The 19,728-nt window shown below is 70.8% G+C and carries 15 protein-coding genes and 1 pseudogene; 2 read left to right on the top strand and 14 right to left on the bottom strand.

Translation table 11 applies throughout. From position 1 onward, the window contains the following. Positions 1 to 147 precede the first annotated feature (147 nt). The 7 genes from DEJ29_RS07740 to dusB form a co-directional block, all read right to left on the bottom strand. Entirely contained in the window at positions 148 to 1,845 is a 1,698-nt protein-coding gene (locus tag DEJ29_RS07740) for an ABC transporter ATP-binding protein (protein WP_111095212.1), read from the bottom strand. Further along, complete coding sequence (locus DEJ29_RS07735) at positions 1,842 to 2,867, bottom strand: ABC transporter permease (protein WP_111095213.1); 1,026 nt, start codon at positions 2,865 to 2,867, stop codon at positions 1,842 to 1,844. Before DEJ29_RS07735 ends, DEJ29_RS07740 begins: the two co-directional genes overlap by 4 nt. Before the next feature lie 2 nt (positions 2,868 to 2,869). After that, positions 2,870 to 3,979 carry an ABC transporter permease gene (locus tag DEJ29_RS07730; protein ID WP_372439454.1) on the bottom strand — a complete coding sequence of 370 codons (1,110 nt, stop codon included), beginning with the start codon at positions 3,977 to 3,979 and terminating at the stop codon, positions 2,870 to 2,872. An 84-nt stretch (positions 3,980 to 4,063) separates the two neighbouring features. After that, positions 4,064 to 5,680 (bottom strand): ABC transporter substrate-binding protein, encoded by a 1,617-nt coding sequence (locus tag DEJ29_RS07725; protein WP_111095214.1) that lies wholly within the window; start codon positions 5,678 to 5,680, stop codon positions 4,064 to 4,066. Positions 5,681 to 6,281: 601 nt separating this feature from the next. After that, the gene (gene dnaG, locus DEJ29_RS07720) at positions 6,282 to 8,201 is read right to left on the bottom strand and encodes a DNA primase (RefSeq protein WP_111095215.1); all 1,920 of its coding nucleotides are present in this window, start codon (positions 8,199 to 8,201) and stop codon (positions 6,282 to 6,284) included. Between the two features lie 40 nt (positions 8,202 to 8,241). Beyond that, complete coding sequence (locus DEJ29_RS07715; RefSeq protein WP_110864660.1) at positions 8,242 to 9,537, bottom strand: deoxyguanosinetriphosphate triphosphohydrolase; 1,296 nt, start codon at positions 9,535 to 9,537, stop codon at positions 8,242 to 8,244. Further along, on the bottom strand, positions 9,534 to 10,700 hold the full coding sequence (gene dusB / locus DEJ29_RS07710) for a tRNA dihydrouridine synthase DusB (protein ID WP_110860455.1): 1,167 nt from the start codon (positions 10,698 to 10,700) through the stop codon (positions 9,534 to 9,536). The genes DEJ29_RS07715 and dusB overlap by 4 nt, the downstream gene beginning before the upstream one ends. Positions 10,701 to 10,747: 47 nt before the next feature. Here dusB and DEJ29_RS07705 point away from each other — a divergent pair, with 47 nt between their 5' ends. Then, positions 10,748 to 11,233: an aminoacyl-tRNA deacylase gene (locus DEJ29_RS07705; RefSeq protein ID WP_111095216.1), complete on the top strand. Its 486-nt coding sequence runs from the start codon at positions 10,748 to 10,750 to the stop codon at positions 11,231 to 11,233. A gap of 8 nt (positions 11,234 to 11,241) precedes the next feature. Here DEJ29_RS07705 and DEJ29_RS07700 read toward each other — a convergent pair whose 3' ends face one another. From DEJ29_RS07700 to DEJ29_RS07685, 4 genes and pseudogenes are all read right to left on the bottom strand, one after another. Continuing rightward, entirely contained in the window at positions 11,242 to 11,487 is a 246-nt protein-coding gene (locus DEJ29_RS07700) for a hypothetical protein (RefSeq protein WP_146248358.1), read from the bottom strand. Positions 11,488 to 11,492: 5 nt separating this feature from the next. Then, positions 11,493 to 12,226 (bottom strand): annotated as a pseudogene (locus tag DEJ29_RS07695) (DsbA family oxidoreductase). Positions 12,227 to 12,354: 128 nt separating this feature from the next. After that, positions 12,355 to 13,740, bottom strand: coding sequence for a glycine--tRNA ligase (locus DEJ29_RS07690; protein ID WP_110864656.1), 1,386 nt, complete (start codon positions 13,738 to 13,740; stop codon positions 12,355 to 12,357). A gap of 107 nt (positions 13,741 to 13,847) precedes the next feature. Further along, entirely contained in the window at positions 13,848 to 14,903 is a 1,056-nt protein-coding gene (locus DEJ29_RS07685) for an aminotransferase class V-fold PLP-dependent enzyme (protein WP_111095218.1), read from the bottom strand. A gap of 70 nt (positions 14,904 to 14,973) precedes the next feature. On the opposite strand from DEJ29_RS07685, the gene DEJ29_RS07680 reads away from it, so the two are divergent. Beyond that, entirely contained in the window at positions 14,974 to 15,921 is a 948-nt protein-coding gene (locus DEJ29_RS07680; RefSeq protein WP_111095219.1) for a LysR family transcriptional regulator, read from the top strand. A gap of 35 nt (positions 15,922 to 15,956) precedes the next feature. On the opposite strand, the gene DEJ29_RS07675 is transcribed toward DEJ29_RS07680, so the two are convergent. The 3 genes from DEJ29_RS07675 to leuA all read right to left on the bottom strand — a co-directional run bounded on the left by DEJ29_RS07675 (position 15,957) and on the right by leuA (position 19,608). Beyond that, positions 15,957 to 16,754 (bottom strand): isoprenyl transferase, encoded by a 798-nt coding sequence (locus DEJ29_RS07675; protein ID WP_071251399.1) that lies wholly within the window; start codon positions 16,752 to 16,754, stop codon positions 15,957 to 15,959. Continuing rightward, positions 16,751 to 17,605, bottom strand: coding sequence for a DNA repair protein RecO (gene recO / locus DEJ29_RS07670; RefSeq protein WP_027465318.1), 855 nt, complete (start codon positions 17,603 to 17,605; stop codon positions 16,751 to 16,753). The genes DEJ29_RS07675 and recO overlap by 4 nt, the downstream gene beginning before the upstream one ends. 227 nt (positions 17,606 to 17,832) lie before the next feature. After that, entirely contained in the window at positions 17,833 to 19,608 is a 1,776-nt protein-coding gene (leuA, locus tag DEJ29_RS07665) for a 2-isopropylmalate synthase (RefSeq protein ID WP_071405366.1), read from the bottom strand. Positions 19,609 to 19,728: the final 120 nt, after the last annotated feature.

The raw sequence follows: 19,728 nt of genomic DNA, 5'->3' as shown, positions 1-19,728 counted from the left end.
GGTCCCCTTCCACGCCGCCCCCTGGCGGCGGTTCGCGACGGGCCGCCCTGGCAGGTCCGTCGTGCGTGCAGCAGTGGAGACGACCGCCCTGGAGGCGCGGCGTGCGTCGACGACGCTGGCCGGGCCTCCAGGGCGGGTCACGTCGGGTCAGGACCCGACGTTCTCCAGTCGCTCCAGCGTACGCCGTCGCTCCGCCTGCTCCGCTGGGTCCGGCACCGGCAGCGACGCGAGGAGCCGCTGCGTGTAGGGGTGCTGCGGCGCGCCGAGGACCTGCGCCGTCGTGCCCGTCTCGACCAGGTCACCGCGGTACAGCACCGCGATCCGGTCGGACAGCGCGCCGACGACCGCGAGGTCGTGGCTGATGAACAGCGAGGCGAAGCCGAGGTCCTGCTGGAGCTCGAGGAAGAGCTCGAGCACGCGGGCCTGCACGGAGACGTCGAGCGCACTCGTCGGCTCGTCGGCGATGAGCAGCTTCGGCCGGAGCGCGAGCGACCGGGCGAGCGATGCGCGCTGGCGCTGCCCGCCGGAGAGCTCGTGCGGGTAGCGGTCGCCGTAGGCGGCCGGCAGCTGCACGGCCTCGAGCAGCTCGTCCACCCGCTTGCGCGCGGCACGGGGGCTCGAGACCTCCTTGTGCACGACCAGCGGCTCGGCGACGCACTCGGCGATCGTCAGCAGCGGGTTGAACGAGGTCGCCGGGTCCTGGAACACGAACCCGATGTCCTTGCGCAGGTGCTTGAAGTCGCGTTCGCGGTACCCGAGCATCTCGGCGCCGAGGACCTTGAGCGAGCCGCCGGTGACCTTCGTCAGCCCCGCCATGGCCCGGCCGATGGTGGTCTTGCCCGAGCCGGACTCCCCCACCAGGCCGAGGACCTCGCCCGGACGGATCGCCAGGTCGACGCCCTTGACCGCCTTGAACGCCGGCGACCCGAGCCGGCCGGGGTACTCGATCTCGAGCCCCTTCGCCTCGACCAGCGGGGTGACGTCCTCGGAGATCGCGGCGCGCCGGGCCACCCCGGTGGACGCCTCGAGCCGGGGCACCGCAGCGAGCAGCCGCTTGGTGTAGTCGGCCTGCGGCGTCGCGAACAGTGCCGTCGCCGTGGCCTCTTCGACGATCTCGCCCTGGTACATCACGGCGACGCGGTCGGCAAGGTCGGCGACGACGCCCATGTTGTGCGTGATGACGACGATCGCGGTGCCGAACTCGTCGCGGCAGCGACGCAGCAGGTCGAGGATCTCGGCCTGCACCGTGACGTCGAGTGCCGTTGTCGGCTCGTCCGCGATGATGACGCCCGGCTCGAGGGCCAGTGCGCTCGCGATGACCACGCGCTGCTTCTGCCCACCGGAGAACTGGTGCGGGTAGTGGTCGACGCGGGTCTCGGGGTCGGGGATGCCGACGCGGCCGAGGTAGTCGATGGCCTTCGCCCGTGCTTCCTTCTTGGACACGCCGCCGTGGGCACGGAGCCCCTCGGCGATCTGCCACCCGACGGTGAAGACCGGGTTGAGCGCGGTCGACGGCTCCTGGAACACCATCGCGCCGGCCGTCCCGCGGAGCTCGCGGAGCTTCTGCGAGCCGACCGACACGACGTCGGTGCCGTCGAGCAGCACCGCGCCGCCGAGTGTCGCCGTCTCCGGCATGAGCCGCAGCATGCTGCGGGCCGTGACGGACTTGCCCGAGCCGGACTCGCCGACCAGGGCGAGGACCTCGCCGGGGCGGACGTCGAGGCTGACGCCCTTGACCGCGTCGACGGCGCCGCCGTCGGTCGCGAAGGTGACGGTCAGGTCGTCGACGACGACGACCGGCTCGGTGGTGGTGTCGCCCGGTTGCAGGCGGGTGGTCGGGGTCATGCGCCCGTCCCTTCCGTGTCGTTCCCGGCGGTGCGCGGTGCCTCGGCGTCGCGCGTGTCGCGCGTCGACACGAGCTGCTTCAGGCGTCGGCGTGCACGCAGGCGGGGATCGGAGATGTCGTTCAGGCTCTCGCCGATGAAGGTCACGCCGAGCACGAGCACCACGATCGCGACACCCGGGTAGACACCGGTCCACCAGACGCCGCTCGCGACGTCCGAGAGTGCACGGCTCAGGTCGTAGCCCCACTCGGCGCCGGACGTCGGGCCGATGCCGAACCCGAGGAAGCCGAGGCCGGCCAGGGTCAGGATCGCGTCGCTCGCGTTGAGCGTCAGGATGAGCGGCAGCGAACGGGTCGAGTTCCGCAGGACGTGCCGCGTCATGATGCGCCACGGGTTCGTGCCCATCACGCGCGCCGACTCGACGAACGCGTCGTTCTTCAGCCGGACGGCCTCGGCGCGGACCACGCGGAAGTACTGCGGCACGTAGACGACGGTGATCGAGATCGCCGCCGCGATGATGCCGCCCGAGTAGCTCGAGTTGCCGCCGGAGATGACGATGGACACGATGATCGCGAGCAGCAGCGACGGGAACGCGTAGATGGCGTCGGCCACGACCACCAGGACGCGGTCGAGCCAGCCGCCCAGGTACCCGGAGACCATGCCGAGCAGGACACCGACGATGATCGAGACGATCACGGCGACGATGACGACGAGCACGGCCGTGCGGGCGCCGTAGAGCACGCGGCTGAACACGTCGAAGCCGCCGACCGTCGTGCCCCAGATGTGCTCGGCACTCGGTGCGCCGGTGCGCGGGAAGCTCTGCCCGTCCGCGCCCTGCAGCTGGCCGAAGCCGTACGGGGCGAGGAGCGGGGCGAACACCGCGACGAGCAGGTAGAGAGCGCAGATGACCACGCCGACGATGAGCATGGCGCGCTGCCAGCCGGTGCTCCGGCGCAGCTGGACCACCACGGGGAGTCGCTTCCAGAGCGGCTCGTGGCGATCGACGAGGGTGGTGTCGGCCATCGTCAGAACCTCACTCTCGGGTCGATCAGGGCGGCGACGACGTCGACGATGAAGTTGGTCACCGCGACGATCACCGCCAGCATCGCGACGATGCCCTGCACCGCGACGAAGTCACGGGCCGACAGGTACTGGTTGAGCTCGAAGCCCAGACCGCGCCACCCGAAGGTCGTCTCGGTGAGCACCGAGCCGCCCAGGAGCATCGCGATCTGCAGCCCCATCACGGTGATGATCGGCACGAGGGCCGGACGGAACGCGTGGGTGCGCACCAACCGCGACTCGCGCACACCGCGGGACCGGGCGGCGTCGACGTACTCGGAGCCGAGCGACCCGATCATGTTCGCGCGCACCAGGCGCAGGAAGATGCCGGCGGTGAGCAGGCCGAGCGTCAGCGCGGGCAGGACGGCGTGCTGGAGCACGTCGCCGATGACCTGGGCGTTGCCGGTGCGGAGCGCGTCGATGATGTAGATGCCGCTCGCGCCGGGGATGCCGTCGAGGATGAGCGACACCCGGGTCGAGGCCCGGTCGCCGAGGGGCAGCCAGCCGAGCCACACCGAGAAGACGAGCTTGAGCAGCAGACCGCCGAAGAACACCGGCGTGGCGTAGGTCAGGATCGCGAGCGCACGGAGCAGCACGTCCGGCCACTTGTCACGCGTGTACGCGGCGAGCATGCCGAGCGGGATGCCGAGCACCAGCGCGACGATGAGCGCGTAGAACACGAGCTCCGCGGTCGCACCGCCGTACGTGACGATGATGTCGGTGATCGGACGGTTGTCCGTCGACGAGGTGCCGAAGTCGCCGCGCAGGATGTTGCCGAGGTACTCGAAGTACTGCACGAGCACCGGCCGGTCGTACCCGGCGGCGTGCAGGCGTTCCTGCAGCTGGCTCGGGGTGAGTCGGCCGCCGACCGACGCGGTGATCGGGTTCCCGATGACGCGCATCAGGAAGAACACGAGCGTCACCAGGATGAAGACGGTCGGGATGATGAGGAGGAACCTGACGAGGATGTACCGGCCGAGTCCGCCGCCACTGTTCTTGGCACTGCGTTGTGCCTGTGGCTTGGTGGGATCGGTGCCGTTCACGTCCTGCGTCGCCTCGGGAGTGCTGAGGGTCACGGGGTGTGTGCCTTTCGTCGCCGTTGCACAGGCACGCGGGCGCTCCTCGTGGGAACGCCCGCGGCCTGCACGTGGGGCTTGGTGCTACTTGCTCAGGGTGGCGTACCGGAACTTGAACGAGGCGTCGAGGGTCAGGCCCTTGACGTCCTTGCCGGCGACCGCGACGGACTTGCCCTGCAGCAGCGGCAGCGTCGAGATCTGGGTGGCCTCGCGCTCCTGGGCCTGCTCGATCAGGTCAGCACGCTTGTCCGGGTCGGACTCTGCCTGCTCCTTCGCGATGAGGTCCTGGATCTCCGGGTCGTCGTAGTGGTTCTGGACGAAGTTCTCCTTGGTGAAGAACGGCGACAGGTAGTTGTCGGCGTCGGAGAAGTCCGGGAACCAGCCGAGCTGGTACACGGGGTAGGCGTCCTTGGTGCGCTCCTGGGCGTAGGTCGTGTAGACCGTCGACTGGATGTTGACGGTGAACAGACCGGAGTCCTCGAGCTGCTGCTTGAGCAGGGCGTACTCGTCGTCCGAGGCCGAACCGTAGTGGTCGGGCGCGTACTGGATGTCGAGCTGCACCTTGCCCGTGACGCCGGCGTCCGCCAGCGTCTTCTTCGCCTTGGAGACGTCCGCACCGCCGTCGCCGTCGCCGTACATCTCCTTGAACGGCTGGACCGCGCCGGTCAGGCCGTCCGGGACCATCGAGTACAGCGGGGTGAAGGTGTCGTTGTAGACCTCCTTCGCGAGCTGGGCGCGGTCGACCACGTCGGCAGCGGCCTGACGCACGGCCAGGGCCTTCGCCTCGTCGGCGTCGTCCTGCCCGGTGCCGAACGGCTGCGTCTTGAAGTTGAAGACCACGTAGCGGATCTCGCCGCCGGGGCCGTCGGTGACCTTGAGGGAGTCGTCCTTGCGCAGGTCCGAGATGTCGGTCGGCGTCAGGGAGCGGTACGCCACGTCGACGTCGCCCTTCTGCACGGCGAGCTTGAGGTCGGTCTCCTTGGTGTAGTAGCTGGCGGTGACCTCGTCGGTCTTCGCCTTGCCGAGCAGGCCGTCGTACTTCGGGTTCGTCTTGTACTGGATCGTGTCGTTCTCCTTGTAGGAGCTGATCTGGTACTGCCCGGCGAAGGCCTTGCCCTTGACGATGTCGTCGGCGCTGGTGAGCTTCGTCGCGCTGAACACGTCCTCGTCGACGATCGGACCCGCGGGGCTCGAGAGCACCTGCGGCCAGGTCTGGTCGGCGTGGTCGAGGTTGAACACCACGGTGGTGTCGTCCGGGGTGTCGATGCTCTTGAGGTTGGCCAGCAGCGACTGCGGGCCGTTCTCGTTGTTGATCTTCAGCTCGCGGTCGAACGAGAACTTCACGTCGCTCGACGTGAGCTTGTTGCCGTTCGCGAACTCGAGCCCGTCCTTGAGGGTGACCTCGTAGGTGGTCGGGTTCGTGAACTCCGCCTTCGTGGCGATGTCCGGCTCGACGTCCGGGCTCCCCACGGGCGTGTTCATCAGGAACGGGAACACCTGGTTCTGCACGGCGAAGGAGCCGTTGTCGTAGGAACCGGCCGGGTCGAGGGACGTGATCTTGTCCGTCGTCCCGATGCTCAGGCCGTTCAGTTCGGTGTCACTCACGCTGCTGCTCGCACAGCCGGTCAGCACCAGCGCCGTCGCTGCTGCACCGGCGCCGAGCGCGATGCCGCGCTTGCCCCACTTGGTCACGGATGCCATGTCCGCTGCCTCTCTGGTCATGATTGCAAGAGTCCTGAGCCGGAGGGTGGAACGTCTGTGTGCCCGGCCAGGAACGCTCATTGGTATCACCCTGTCACGGAACAGAACGAACCGGGGGCGATTTGTTTACACCGCTGTAATGCACGGGCCCGCCGCGTGATGCATGATTCCGCCGGCGTCAAGCGGCGCGTCACGCACGAAAGTTGCGTGGTGCAACCGAGGCGGTCTGGCACTCGAAAGCGCCTGTCGAGCGACGGTTCGTGCGATCTCGGCGAAGCGCACGCGGCGCGTCGTGAAGCCGTGCCGCCGGCCTGGAGGCCCGCCCCGCGTCCGTTGCGCCCATCGCCCCCGCCGACTGGTCACGACTCCCCGCCCGCCCCACCCCGAGCGGTCACGTCCCGTCGGCCGGACCCCGGCCAGCCGACGATCTGCGACCACTCGAGGCGAGACAGATGGCACGTCCTGACCACTCACGGAGCGCCGAGGTCGCACGAACTGCCGCTCGCAGCCCCGCCGTGTGACAGTTCGCGCGACCTCGGCGACACGCATGCGGCGCGTCGTGCGACCTCGCGCACGCCCGGCACCGACAGCGCGAAGAGCGCTAGGACGCCTCGGCGTCGGCGCGCAACCGCATCCGCTGCCCGTCGATGTCGACGAGCTGCCGCTGGATCTCGGCGCGGCGCTCGGCCTGCTCGTGCGGGTCGGCGCGCTGCAGCTGGCCGAGCAGCGAGGCCTTGCGGGCGAGCAGGTCGCGCTCGACCAGGGCCACGACGATGCTCCGGCAGTAGGCCGCCAGGTCCTCCGCGTTGCGCGCGGGGATGGGTGCGAGGGCGAGTTCGTGCGTCAGGGTGCGAAGGGGCGCCGGCACGTCGGCGAGCAGCCGGTCGAGCCAGTCCCCCGCGCCGATGACGTCGACGTTGGCGACCACGGCGTCCCGCACCGCGGCGAGCATCGGCGTCGAGAACGTGGCCGACGCGGCGAGTCCGAGCATCGGTGCGCCGACGGACGTGGGCTGCTGCACCATCGCCATCACGGCGTCGCGTTCCATGCGGCTGATCGGGTCGTTCGGCAGCGAGCGGATCCCGGCGACGGGCTCGTCCGGGGTGTCGGCGCCGTCGGTGCCGTTGCCGGCACGGCCGTCGCGCCCTGCGCCTGCGGACCGGTCGTCCTGCCCGGCGGAGCCCGCACGGCGTCGGGCGGTCTCGACCGACCGACGGACCTCGGGGATCTCCATGCCGAGCCAGCCGGCGAGTTCGCGGACGTAGCCCTGTGTCAGCGAGCGGTCGCGGATGCCAGCGAGCACGGGGGCGGCCGCACGCAGGGCACCGACGCGCCCCTCGACGGTCTCGAGGTCGTGGCCGTCCAGGGTTCGGCGGATCATGAACTCGAACATCGGGCGCTTGTTCGTGACCAGGCGTCGGATGGCGTCGTCACCGCGGGCGAGCCGGAGGTCGCACGGGTCGAGCCCTCCGGGTGCCACGGCGACGTAGGTCTGCGCCGCGAACCGTTGTTCTTCCGCGAAGGCACGCGAGGCGGCGCGCTGCCCGGCCTCGTCGGGGTCGAACGTGAACACGACCTCACCGTTGGCGTTCGGGTCGGCACCGGCCAGGTCACCGAGCATCGGGCGCAGCACCTTGATGTGGTCGACGCCGAACGACGTGCCGCAGGTGGCGACCGCGGTCGTGACGCCCGCGACGTGGCACGCCATCACGTCGGTGTAGCCCTCGACGATGACGACCTGCTTCTGCTTCGAGATGTCGCGGCGTGCCAGGTCGAGACCGTAGAGCACCTGGCTCTTGTGGTAGATCGGGGTCTCGGGCGTGTTGAGGTACTTGGGGCCCTTGTCGTCCTCGAGCAGGCGGCGCGCCCCGAACCCGATGGTGGCCCCGGTGACGTCGCGGATCGGCCACATCAGGCGCCCGCGGAACCGGTCGTACGGCGAGCGGTCCCCCTGGCTGACGAGGCCGGCGGACACGAGCTCTTCCATCGTGAAGCCGCGCCCGCGCAGGTGGTCCTTGAGCATGTCGTAGGACTTCGGCGCGAACCCGACGCCGAAGTGCTGGGCGGCCGAGGGGTCGAACCCGCGCTCCCCCAGGAACCGGCGGGCGGGGTCGGCGGCGGCCGTGGTGAGCTGCCCCGTGAAGTACTCGAGCGCGGCTTCGTTCGCCGCGATCAGCCGGGCACGGGTGTTGTAGTCGGTGCGCGGCCCGTCGCCCTCTTCGTAGTGCAGGGTGAAGCCGATCTTCGCGGCCATGCGCTCGACGGCCTCGGCGAAGGTGGTGTGGTCCTGCGCCATGATGAAACTGAAGACGTCGCCGTCCTCGCCGCAGCCGAAGCAGTGGTACCGGCCGACCTGGGGCCGGACGTGGAACGACGGGGAGCGCTCGTCGTGGAAGGGGCACAGGCCCTTCATCGACCCGACGCCCGCGTGCTTCAGCGTGACGTAGTCGCCCACGACGTCGGCGATGTTGACACGCGAGCGGACCTCGTCGATGTCGTTCCGCGCGATCCTGCCAGCCACCCCTCGATCCTAGTTCGTGGGACCGACGTCGGCGGACCGGTCAGACGGCGATGTGGACCGGGTCACGGTCACCCACCACCAGACGTCGGTGCCAGGCGAGTGCGCCCTGGTCGGTCAGGCTCGCGACCTGGTCGACGACGGCGCGCAGTCGGCCGGCGTCGTCGTCCGCGGCGTGCCAGTCGGCGGCGAAGCCCGGCTCGAGGTCGGACGCACCGGTCGCCGCCAGCGCGTCGAGCAGTTCGGTGAGCACGCGACGCTGGTCCTCGTACACGGGCTGACGGTCGCCCTGGGTCATCACGAAGGCCGCGACGATGCCCTTGAGCACCGCGATCTCGCCGATGATCTCGGGCGGGGTGACGACCGACGCGGCGAACCGCACGAGCGATCCCGAGGCGTAGGACTCGCGGGTGGCCGTCGTGGCGGTGCGCGCGAAGCGTCCGATCAGCTGCGACGTCAGGTTCTTGAGGCGTGCGGCGTCACGGCGGGAGCCGTCGTACGCGGTCATCCAGAGCGGCAGCGCACGCAGGCGGTCGAACGCCTCGAGCAGCTCGTCGCGGCTCAGGTCGTCGCCGACCCAGGCGTGCATGGCGGTCACGATGTCGTTCTCACCGACGCGGTCACCCAGGGCCGCGACGTCGATGAACCCGGCGACGACGGCGTCCTCGAAGTCGTGCACCGAGTACGCGATGTCGTCGGCGAGGTCCATCACCTGCGCCTCGATGCACCGCTGGCGACGCGGGGCGCCGGCACGGAGCCACTCGAAGGCGTCGTGGTCGTCGTCGTAGAAGCCGAACTTGGTGCGCCCGGACGACGACTCCGACACCCCCTGCGCAGCGGGCCACGGGTACTTGCAGCTGGCGTCCAACGACGCACGGGTCAGGTTGAGCCCGAACGGACGGTCGACGTCGGCGCCGGGCCGGACGCCGTAGACCTTCGGCTCGAGCCGCGTCAGCAGCCGGAGCGTCTGCGCGTTGCCCTCGAAGCCACCGATGCCGGTTGCCCAGGCGTTCACCGCGGTCTCGCCGTTGTGCCCGAACGGCGGGTGGCCGATGTCGTGCGCCAGGCACGCCGTGTCGACCACGTCGGGGTCGAGTCCGAGCGAGTCGGCGAGTTCGCGGCCGACCTGCGCGACCTCGAGCGAGTGCGTCAGCCGGTTGCGGGCGAAGTCGAGGCCCGCGGTCGGGCTGAGCACCTGGGTCTTGGCGGCCAGACGCCGGAGCGCACTGGAGTGCAGCAGTCGGGCGCGGTCACGGGCGAAGTCAGAGCGGCGGTTGCCGTGCTCCTCGGGGAGCCAGCGTTCCGCGTCCGCCGGGCCGTACGAGGCGGTGGCGCTCATCCGCCGCTGTGGTGCAGCTCGGCGGCGGCCAGGACCTTGCGGAACTCGGAGTCGACGTCGCGGCTCTCGAGCCAGCGGTCGGGCAGGGCGGTGCGCTTCGGGTGTCCGGCACGACCGCGCGGCCCCTCGGCGTCGGCACCCGGGTAGGGCGCGTCGTGGTCGAGCTGGCCGAGGAAGTCGTCGATCTCCTGCAGGCTCGACGCCATCGCCAGGCCGGCCCGGACGTCGCTGCCGATCGGGTACCCCTTGAAGTACCAGGCCACGTGCTTGCGGATGTCGCGGCAGGCGTGCTCTTCGTCGCCGAAGAACTCGACGAGCAGCTCGGCATGCCGGCGGAACCCGTCCGCGACCTCGCCCAGCGAGGGCATGTACCGCAGCCCCTCGCCGCGGAACGCCGCGGCCAGGTCACCGAACAACCACGGGCGGCCGAGGCAGCCACGCCCGACGACCACGCCGTCGGCGCCGGTCTCGTCGATCATCCGGAGCGCGTCGGCGGCCGACCAGATGTCGCCGTTGCCGAGGATCGGGATGTCGGTGACGGTCTCCTTCAGCGTGGCGATCGCCGACCAGTCGGCGTGCCCGGAGTAGTGCTCGTTCGCGGTGCGGGCGTGCAGCGAGACCGCGGCGACCCCGGCGTCACGCGCGATGCGGGCGGCGTCGAGGTAGGTCAGATGGTCCTCGTCGATGCCCTTGCGCATCTTCACCGTGACGGGGACGTCGCCGGCGGCGCGCACGGTCTTGGTGACGAGTTCGCGGAACAGGTCGAGCTTCCAGGGCAGGGCCGCGCCGCCGCCCTTGCGGGTGACCTTGGGCACCGGGCACCCGAAGTTCAGGTCGATGTGGTCGGCACGGTCCTCGCCCACCAGGATCGACGCCGCCTCGGCCACGGTGTTCGGCTCGACGCCGTACAGCTGGATCGACCGCGGGGTCTCGGACTCGTGGTGCTGGATGAGCTGCATCGACACGGGGGTCCGTTCGACCAGCGCACGCGAGGTGATCATCTCGCACACGTAGAGCCCGGCGCCGTACTCGCGGCACAGCCGGCGGTAGGCCATGTTCGTGATCCCGGCCATCGGCGCGAGCACGACCGGCACGTCGACCTCGATCGGGCCGATGCGCAGGGGGCCGCCGACTCGCGAGGCGGGTGCTTGTGTGATCGTCATACCTGTTCCATCTTCCCACGTCGGTGCGCGCCGGTAGCGTTCTCCACATGACGACCGACGCCAGCACCCGGTTCGACGCCGACGCCCAGGCCCGCGGCCTGCCGGTCGAAGTGGTCGAGCGCCCGGCCGCGAACTCCCTGCACGAGGCCGCCGAACTGCTCGGCATCGAGCCCGGCGACATCGTCAAGACCCTGGTGGTGAAGCGCCACGACGGCGGGTTCCTGCTCGCCCTGGTGCCCGGCGGCCGCAGCATCGCCTGGAAGAAACTGCGCACGGTCGTCGGCGTCAACAAGCTCTCGATGCCCGACGCCACCACCGCGCTCGAAGCGTCCGGCTACGAGCGCGGCACCATCACGCCGATCGGTGCCACGGGCGACCTGCCGGTGTACGCCGACGAACGCATCGTCGGCCGCCGGGTCGCCCTGGGCGCCGGCCGGCACGGTGCGAGCGCCTTCGTCGACGCCGACGCGCTCGTCGCCGCCTACGGCGCGACCGTCGCCGACATCACCGACGAGGAACCGCAGCGCGACTGACGCAGCCGTCAGTCCGGCACCTCGGACCAGTCGCCCTCGGCCCCGGCGAACGAGCCGGCGTCGATCAGGCAGGCGTCGCCTTCACAGACCGGCGCACCGCCGGGCGTGACGAGCGTCAGCAACGCGGGACGGGCCTCCAGACCGGGAACGCCGGAACCACCGGAGACGCCCGGCAGCCCCGTGAGCGCGTCCGGCACGGACGGTACCGACCTCACGGCCTGGAGGCGCACCGCGCCCTGGTCACTGATGGTCATGTCCGTCATCGGGTCACCGCCACGTCGGCGCTCGCGTCGTCCGCAGCGCGCTCGGCCGCCGAGGCGACCTCCTCCGGCGTGGTCTCGCGGAGCGCGACCACCTGGCGGAGCACCTGCTCGAACGCCGTGGGGTCCTGGGCGCCCGAGACGCCGTACTTGCCGTCGATCACGAAGAACGGCACGCCGTTGATCCCGTATGCCTGCGCCTGGGCCTGGTCGGCGCGGACCGCGGCGAGCTGGGCGTCGTCGCGCAGGGTGCTGAGGACCTCGTCGCGGTCGAGACCGATCTCCGCCGCCAGGTCGGCGAGCGAGGACTCCTGTCCGACGTGCTCGCCGCGCTCGAAGTAGGCGGTGAACAGGCGCTCGACCATCTCGAGCTGCTTGCCGTGCTGCTTGGCGAGGTGGATGACCTGGTGGGCCTTCACGGTGTTGGTGTGGTGCATCGCCTCGAAGTCGTACTCCAGGCCGACGCCCGCGGCGATGGCCGTGACCTGGTCGAGCATCTGCTGCGCCTGGTCGACGGGCATGCCCTTGTGGCCCGAGAGGAACTCGGCCTCGGTGCCCTCGAAGTCGACGGGGGTGTCCGGGCTGAGCTCGAAGGAGTGGTACTCGACATCGACGGGACGGCCCTCGGTCGAGGCGCCGAACGCGGCGACGCCGGCCTCGAACTTGCGCTTGCCGATGTAGCACCAGGGCACGCGATGTCCGACCAGACATCGACCTTCACGGAGTCGTTCATGCTGACCCCAACGCGCTCGTGCGGCGCGCATTCCCGTCGCTGGCAGCGAAACACCGGTGTTCGCAGGTCGAACACCCGATTGGGGGTGTGCGACGCACGAACACCGGTGTCTTGCGGAACCGAAACGCCTAGGCGCCGAGCAACCGCTGCGCCAGGTACCCCTGCAGCTGGTCGAGCGAGACGCGCTCCTGGCCCATGGTGTCGCGCTCGCGCACCGTGACGGCCTTGTCCTCGAGCGTGTCGAAGTCGACCGTGATGCAGAACGGCGTGCCGATCTCGTCGTGGCGACGGTAGCGACGTCCGATGGCACCGGCGTCGTCGAAGTCCACGTTCCAGTTCTTGCGCAGGTCGTCGGCCAGGCCGCGGGCGACGGGCGAGAGCTGCTCGTTGCGCGACAGCGGCAGGACGGCGGCCTTCACCGGGGCCAGGCGCGGGTCGAGGCGCAGGACGGTGCGCTTGTCGACGCCGCCCTTCGCGTTCGGGGCCTCGTCCTCGTGGTACGAGTCGAGCAGGAACGCCATGAGTGCACGGGTCAGACCGAACGACGGCTCGATGACGTACGGCACGTACTTCTCGTTGGCGGCCTGGTCGAAGAACCGGAGGTCCTGGCCGGACGCCTCGATGTGGTTGTTCAGGTCGAAGTCGGTGCGGTTCGCGACGCCCATCAGCTCGCCCCACTCCGAGCCGGTGAAGCCGAAGCGGTACTCGATGTCGGCGGTGGCGTCGGAGTAGTGCGCCCGCTCGCCGTCCGGGACGTCGAATCGACGCAGGTTCTCGGGGTCGATGCCGAGGTCGGTGTAGAACGCGACCGAGTCGGCGATCCACTGCTCGTAGTGCTCCTGGGCCGAGGCCGGCGGGACGAAGTACTCGATCTCCATCTGCTCGAACTCGCGCGTGCGGAAGATGAAGTTGCCGGGCGTGATCTCGTTGCGGAACGCCTTGCCGACCTGCCCGATGCCGAACGGAGGCTTCATGCGGCTCGTCGTGACGACCTGCGCGAAGTCGACGAAGATGCCCTGGGCGGTCTCGGGGCGCAGGAAGTTCAGGCCCTCTTCCGACTCGACCGGGCCGAGGTAGGTCTTGAGCATCCCGGAGAACTCGCGGGGCTCGGTCCACTCGCCGCGGGTGCCGCAGTTCGGGCAGGCGATCTCGGCCATGCGGCCTTCGGGGTCGCGGCCCTTCTTGGCGACGAACGCCTCGATCAGGTGGTCCTCGCGGAACCGGTGGTGGCAGTGCAGGCACTCCACCAGCGGGTCGGTGAAGGTCGCGACGTGGCCGGAGGCCTCCCACACCTTGCGGGGCAGGATCACCGCGGAGTCGAGGCCGACCATGTCCCCGCGGCCGCGGACGAACCGCTGCCACCACTGGCGCTTGATGTTCTCCTTGAGCTCCACACCGAGGGGCCCGTAGTCCCATGCGGAGCGGGAGCCTCCGTAGATCTCACCCGACTGGAAGACGAAGCCGCGGCGCTTGGCCAGGGCGATGACGCTGTCGAGACGGGAGGGCTGTGCCAAAGGGTGCTCCAGAGGTCGCCGAGCTGGGTGCTCGGTGCGGAAACGGTCCGGGCAAGACTACCGGCGATCCTGGCCCGGGAGGCCCGCCACGGGTCCGCCCTCCCCGCTCACCTGCCCGACGTGGTCGGCCCCACCCCGCCCAGCGCGGCCACGACGTCGGTCACGTCGGACTCGTCGTTCCACAGGTGGAACGCGATGCGCAGTCGGCCGGCACGCCCCGAGGCGGTGAGCCCCGCGGCGGTGAGGGCCCGGAGGGCCGACCCGTCGGCGTCCGCGAACGTCACGATCGCCTGCCCGTCACCCTGCCGAGGCGACCCGAGGGCGTCGCACAGCCGATCCGCGAGACCGGTGGCGTGCCTCCAGACCGCCCGCTGATCGAGCGCGACCGCGTGCTCGAGCGCGGCCACGGCACCGGGCCACGCCTGCCAGGCCGGCGAGACGTCGAAGCGACGCGCGTCGTCGGCCAGGTGCATGGCTGGGCCGTAGCAGGAGGACCACACGTCCGCTCCCGCGTACCAGCCGGCCTGCACGGGGCGGAGCCGGCCGAGGGCGGTGTCGGAGAGCGTCATGAAGGCGACGCCGCGCGGAGCGCAGAGCCACTTGTAGGTGTGCGTGAGCGTCACGTCGAACGGGGCGGCGTCGACGGGCAGGACGCCGGCGGCCTGCGTGAGGTCGCAGAGGGTCAGAGCGCCGACGCGTCGGGCGGCGGCCACGACCGGGTCGGGGTCGGTGACCACGCCGGTGGCGGACTGCACCGCGGACCACGCGACGAGGGCGGTGTCGGGCCCGACCGAGGCGGCGAGCCGCTCGAGCGGGACGCTCCGGACCCGGACGCCGCGGTGTGCCTGGGCGAGGAACGGGAAGACGACCGAGCTGAAGTCGCTGTCGGGGACGACCACCTCGGCGCCGTCCGACAGCGCGTCGGCGACGACCGCGGCCATCACCGACGTCTGTGAGCCCGTCGCGACCCGCTCCGCCGGGACGCCGACCAGCGCGGCGAAGAGCGCACGCCCCTGCTCGACCAGCGCGCCGTACCGGGCGGGCGACGTCTCGGCCCGCGACCACGCGTCGAGGTCGGCGCGCTGGGCGGCGAGGGTGCCGCGGGTCGGCAGGCCCGCGGTGCACGCCGCCAGGTAGCCGCGGCCGGCGGGGAAGGAGTCCATGCGGACAGCGTCCTCGCTCCCTTCCCATCACACCAGGGCCGGTTCGTTGTGCCACCGATAACATCGGGTGATGGACGAGATCGATCCCCAGTTGCTCCGGGTCCTGCGCGCCGTGGCCGACGGCGGGTCGATCACCCGTGCTGCCGCCGCACTCGGGTCGAGCCAGCCGGCCGTCAGCCAGCTGGTGGCCCGGGCCGAGCAGCGTCTCGGGCACGCGCTGGTCCTGCGAGGCGGGCGGGGCGCGACCCTCACGCACGCGGGGCAGGTGCTCGCCGACCACGCCCTGCACGTCCAGGCCGCGCTGACCGCGGCGCGCGAGGACCTCGACGCCGTCGGCGGACTCAGCGGTGGCCGGGTGCGACTCGCTGGGTTCCCGAGCGCGTCCTCCGCCCTCGTGCCCGCGGTGCTCGCCCGGCTCGCCGCGACGGCGCCGGGGGTGACGACCTCGTACGTCGAGGTGGAGCCTCCCGAGGCACTCGACCTGCTGCGCGGTGGCGAGGTCGACGTCGCCCTCACCTTCACCTACGTCGGCGACGAGGTCGGGACCGCCCCGGACCCCGGCCTCGTCACCCGGGCGCTCGGTCGCGACCCGCTCGCGCTGGTGACGCCGGTCGAGCCGGGAGGCACGGAGCGACTCCGCGCCGCCGGCTCCACCGTCGTGGACCTCGCGTCCCACCACGACGCCCGGTGGATCGGGGGCTGCCCGCGGTGCCGAGGGCACCTGCTCGCCTCGTGCGCGAGCGCCGGGTTCACGCCGGACATCGTGCTCGAGACGGACAACGCGGCCGCGGTGGTGGGACTCGTCGCCGCCGGGCTCGGGGTGGCGCTGCTCCCCCGGCTGGCACTCGCGACGACGGTCATCCCCGCCGGTGTCGCGATCGACCCCGTGGACGACGAGCTGGCCCGGCGTGTCGAGGTCGTCGTCGCCCGTGGTGCCGACCGGGTGCCGAGCGTCCGTGCGGCGCTCGACGCGGTGCGCTCGGCCGGCCACCTGCTCGAGGGGCCGCTGCCGGGCTGAGGGGCCGGGCTCGGGGGCTTGGGCTCGGGCTTGGGCTAGGCCGTCGGGGTGTCGACGGCGCCGCCGTAGCGTCGGTCACGGCTGGCGTACTCCTCGATCGCACCCCACAGGTCGGTGCGACGGAAGTCCGGCCAGAGCCGGTCGAGGAACACCATCTCGGCGTAGGCGGACTGCCACAGCAGGAAGTTGCTGGTGCGCTGCTCCCCCGAGCTCCGGAGGAACAGGTCGACGTCGGGCATCTCGGGCACGTACAGCCGCTTGGCGAGTGCCTTCTCGGTGACCTGGCTTGGCTTCAGGCGTCCGGCTGCGACGTCCTCGGCCATGCCCCGCACGGCGTCGACGATCTCGTTCCGGCCGCCGTAGTTCACGCACATCGTCAGCGTGAGGACGTCGTTGCCCGCCGTCATCCGCTCGGCGGTCTCGAGCTCGTCGATGACGCTCCGCCACAGCCGCGGACGCCGGCCTGCCCACCGCACCTTGACGCCCCACTGGTGCAGCTGGTCACGGCGACGGCGGATGACGTCACGGTTGAAGCCCATCAGGAACCGGACCTCTTCCGGGGAGCGCTTCCAGTTCTCCGTCGAGAACGCGTACGCCGACACGTGCCCGACGCCGATCTGGATCGCCCCGGCGACGACGTCGAGCAGTGAGGCCTCGCCCGCCTTGTGCCCCTCGATCCGGGTCAGGCCGCGGCCGTTCGCCCACCGGCCGTTGCCGTCCATGACGATGGCCACGTGCTCCGGCACGAACCGGGCCGGGATCGCCGGGGGCGTCTCGCCGGTCCAGTCGATCGGACGGAACGGTTCGACGTCGTCGGGGCGGCGGGGGCTCATGCGGTGGGGGCTCCTTCGACAGCGGGATCAGGATCGGGTTCGGGCACGGCGGGTGCCGGGGTCGAAGCCACCGCGCGCGCCGTCGCCTCGGGTCCGCCGTGGGTCTGCGGCACCGGCATCGGGTGCTCGGAGCGGTCGACGTGCGGCAGGGACCGGAGCGATCGTTCCAGGTGCCACTGGGCGTAGGCCGCGACCACGCCGGAGGCCCGCGAACGCGTCCGCTCGTCGGTGGCGTCGACCGTCGCCCAGTCACCGGCGAGCAGGGAGCCGAGCACCCCGAGCGTCGCCGGGTCGAGCCGCGGCGTGCCCGGGGGTGCCGCACGGTCGGCGACGACACCACCGAGCTGCACCACGAACGCCGAGTGCGGGCCGGGCTCCCCCGTCACCGCACAGTCGCTGAACGAGGGCGCCCACCCCGCGATGCTCATCGCGCGGAGCAGGTACGAGTCGAGGGTCGCGCTGGACTGGTGCTCACCGCGCGACAACGAGCGGAGCGCCCCGACGAGCAACAGGTACTGCTGCAGCCCGGCGTCGGCCTCGCTCAGTCGGTCGGCGGTCTCGACCATGGCGCTGGCCGCGGTGTACGCACCGTAGTCGGCGACGATCTGGGCCCCGTACGCGCCGAGGGACTCCGCCTGGGTGACGATGTCGAGCGACCGGCCCTCGTAGAACTGGGCGTCGACGACCATGAACGGCTCGAGGCGGCTGCCGAACTTCGACGCCGTCCGCCGCACGCCCTTCGCCACGGCGCGGATCTTGCCGTGCTGCCGCGAGAGCATCGTGACGATGCGGTCGGCTTCACCGAGCTTGTGGGTGCGCAACACGACGCACTCGTCCCGGTACAGCGGCATGTCCCCAGTATCCCCCGCCCCGCCGACAGCCGCGTGCGGTCCGGGGTGGGGGCGCTGCGACAAGACGCCGTCGTCTTCGCCGGACACCGCGCACTCGTCGAGACGCCGCGATTTTCGGAGGCGCCTCGGCAACACGACGGCGTCTTGCGTCAGGCAGCGAACGTGCGCACAGACAGGAGGCGCAGTGCGGGACGGACCCGCACCGCGCCTCCAGGCCTGGTTGCGTCTCAGGCGGAGACGAGCTCCGGCGCGTCGGCACCGGCCGCGGCACCCGCGCGCACCGCGCGGTTCACCGCGGACACGATCGCCTTGAGCGACGCCGTCGAGATGTCGGCGTCGATGCCGACGCCCCACAGGCGCACGCCGTCGACGTCGAGCTCGACGTAGGACGCGGCCTTCGCGTCACCAGAGGCGCTCATGGTGTGCTCCGAGTAGTCGTACAGCGTGACCTGGACGCCCTGCTCGGCGAGCACCTTCAGGAACGCGTCGATGGGACCGGTGCCGACGGCCTCGGCCGTGACCGCACCCTCGTCGACCCGGAGTGCCACGGACAGCGAGGTCGTTCCCTCGAAGTCGCTCGACGTCGCGGTCTTGGTGAGCTCGTACCGGCCCCACTTCTCGTCGTCGATCGACGCGGGCAGGTACTCGTCCTGGAACACGTCCCAGATGCGCTGCGACGAGAACTCGCCGCCCTCGGTGTCGGTGTGCCGCTGGACGACGCCGGAGAACTCGATCTGCAGCTTGCGGGGCAGGTCGAGGGCGTGGTCGGTCTTGAGCAGGTACGCCACACCGCCCTTGCCGGACTGCGAGTTGACGCGGATGACGGCCTCGTACGAGCGACCGATGTCCTTCGGGTCGACGGGCAGGTACGGCACCGCCCACTCGATCTCGTCGATGTCCTTGCCCGCGGCGGCGGCCTTGGCCTTCATCGCCTCGAAGCCCTTGTTGATGGCGTCCTGGTGCGAGCCGCTGAACGCCGTGTACACGAGGTCGCCCGCCCACGGCTGGCGCTCGGGCACCGGCAGCTGGTTGCAGTACTCGACGGTGCGCTTCACCTGGTCGATGTCGGCGAACGAGATCTCCGGGTCGATCCCCTGCGTGAACAGGTTCATCCCGAGGGCGACCAGGTCCACGTTGCCGGTGCGCTCACCGTTGCCGAACAGGCAGCCCTCGATGCGGTCGGCACCGGCCATGTAGCCGAGCTCGGCGGCCGCGACCGCGGTGCCGCGGTCGTTGTGCGGGTGCAGCGACAGGATGACGTCCTCGCGGTGGGCGAGGCGGCGGGACATCCACTCGATCGAGTCGGCGTAGACGTTCGGCGTGGCCATCTCGACGGTGGCGGGCAGGTTGATGATGACCTTGCGCTCGGGCGTCGGCTCGAAGACCTCGAGGACGGCGTTGCAGATCTCCAGTGCGACCTCGAGTTCGGTGCCCGTGTAGGACTCCGGCGAGTACTCGTAGTAGATCGTCGTGTCGTGCTGCAGCGTCGCCTCAGCCGCCTTGCAGAGCTTCGCACCGGTGACCGCGATGTCCACCACGCCCTGCACGTCGGTGCGGAAGACGACCTCGCGCTGCACGATGCTCGTCGAGTTGTACAGGTGCACGATGGCCTGCTTCGCGCCGTCGATCGCCTCGTAGGTGCGCTGGATCAGGTGCTCGCGCGCCTGGGTCAGGACCTGGATCGTGACGTCGTCGGGGATCGCGCCCTCGTCGATCAGCGACCGGACGAAGTCGAAGTCGGTCTGCGAGGCGCTCGGGAACCCGACCTCGATCTCCTTGTAGCCCATCCGGACGAGGAGGTCGAACATCGCCCGCTTGCGCTCGGCGTCCATCGGGTCGATGAGGGCCTGGTTGCCGTCACGCAGGTCGACGGCACACCAGCGCGGTGCCTTGTCGATGCGCTTCGTGGGCCAGGTCCGGTCCGGCAGGTCGACGCTGATCTGCTCGTGGAACGGGACGTACTTGTGGATCGGCATCCCGGAGGGCTGCTGGGTGTTCTGCATCGTTCTTCGCTTTCGTCGCGTGTTCGTGAGCTGTTGTGGTGCGGCCACGACGGACTCCGCGACGAGGTGGGCCGGAGTGTCAGGCCTCGTCGCGGCAGCGAAGGAGGAGGAGTGCCGAGT

The organism is Curtobacterium sp. MCPF17_021 (assembly GCF_003234605.2).
Taxonomy (GTDB): Bacteria; Actinomycetota; Actinomycetes; order Actinomycetales; family Microbacteriaceae; genus Curtobacterium; species Curtobacterium flaccumfaciens.
This window is presented reverse-complemented; position numbering and strand designations above follow the sequence as displayed.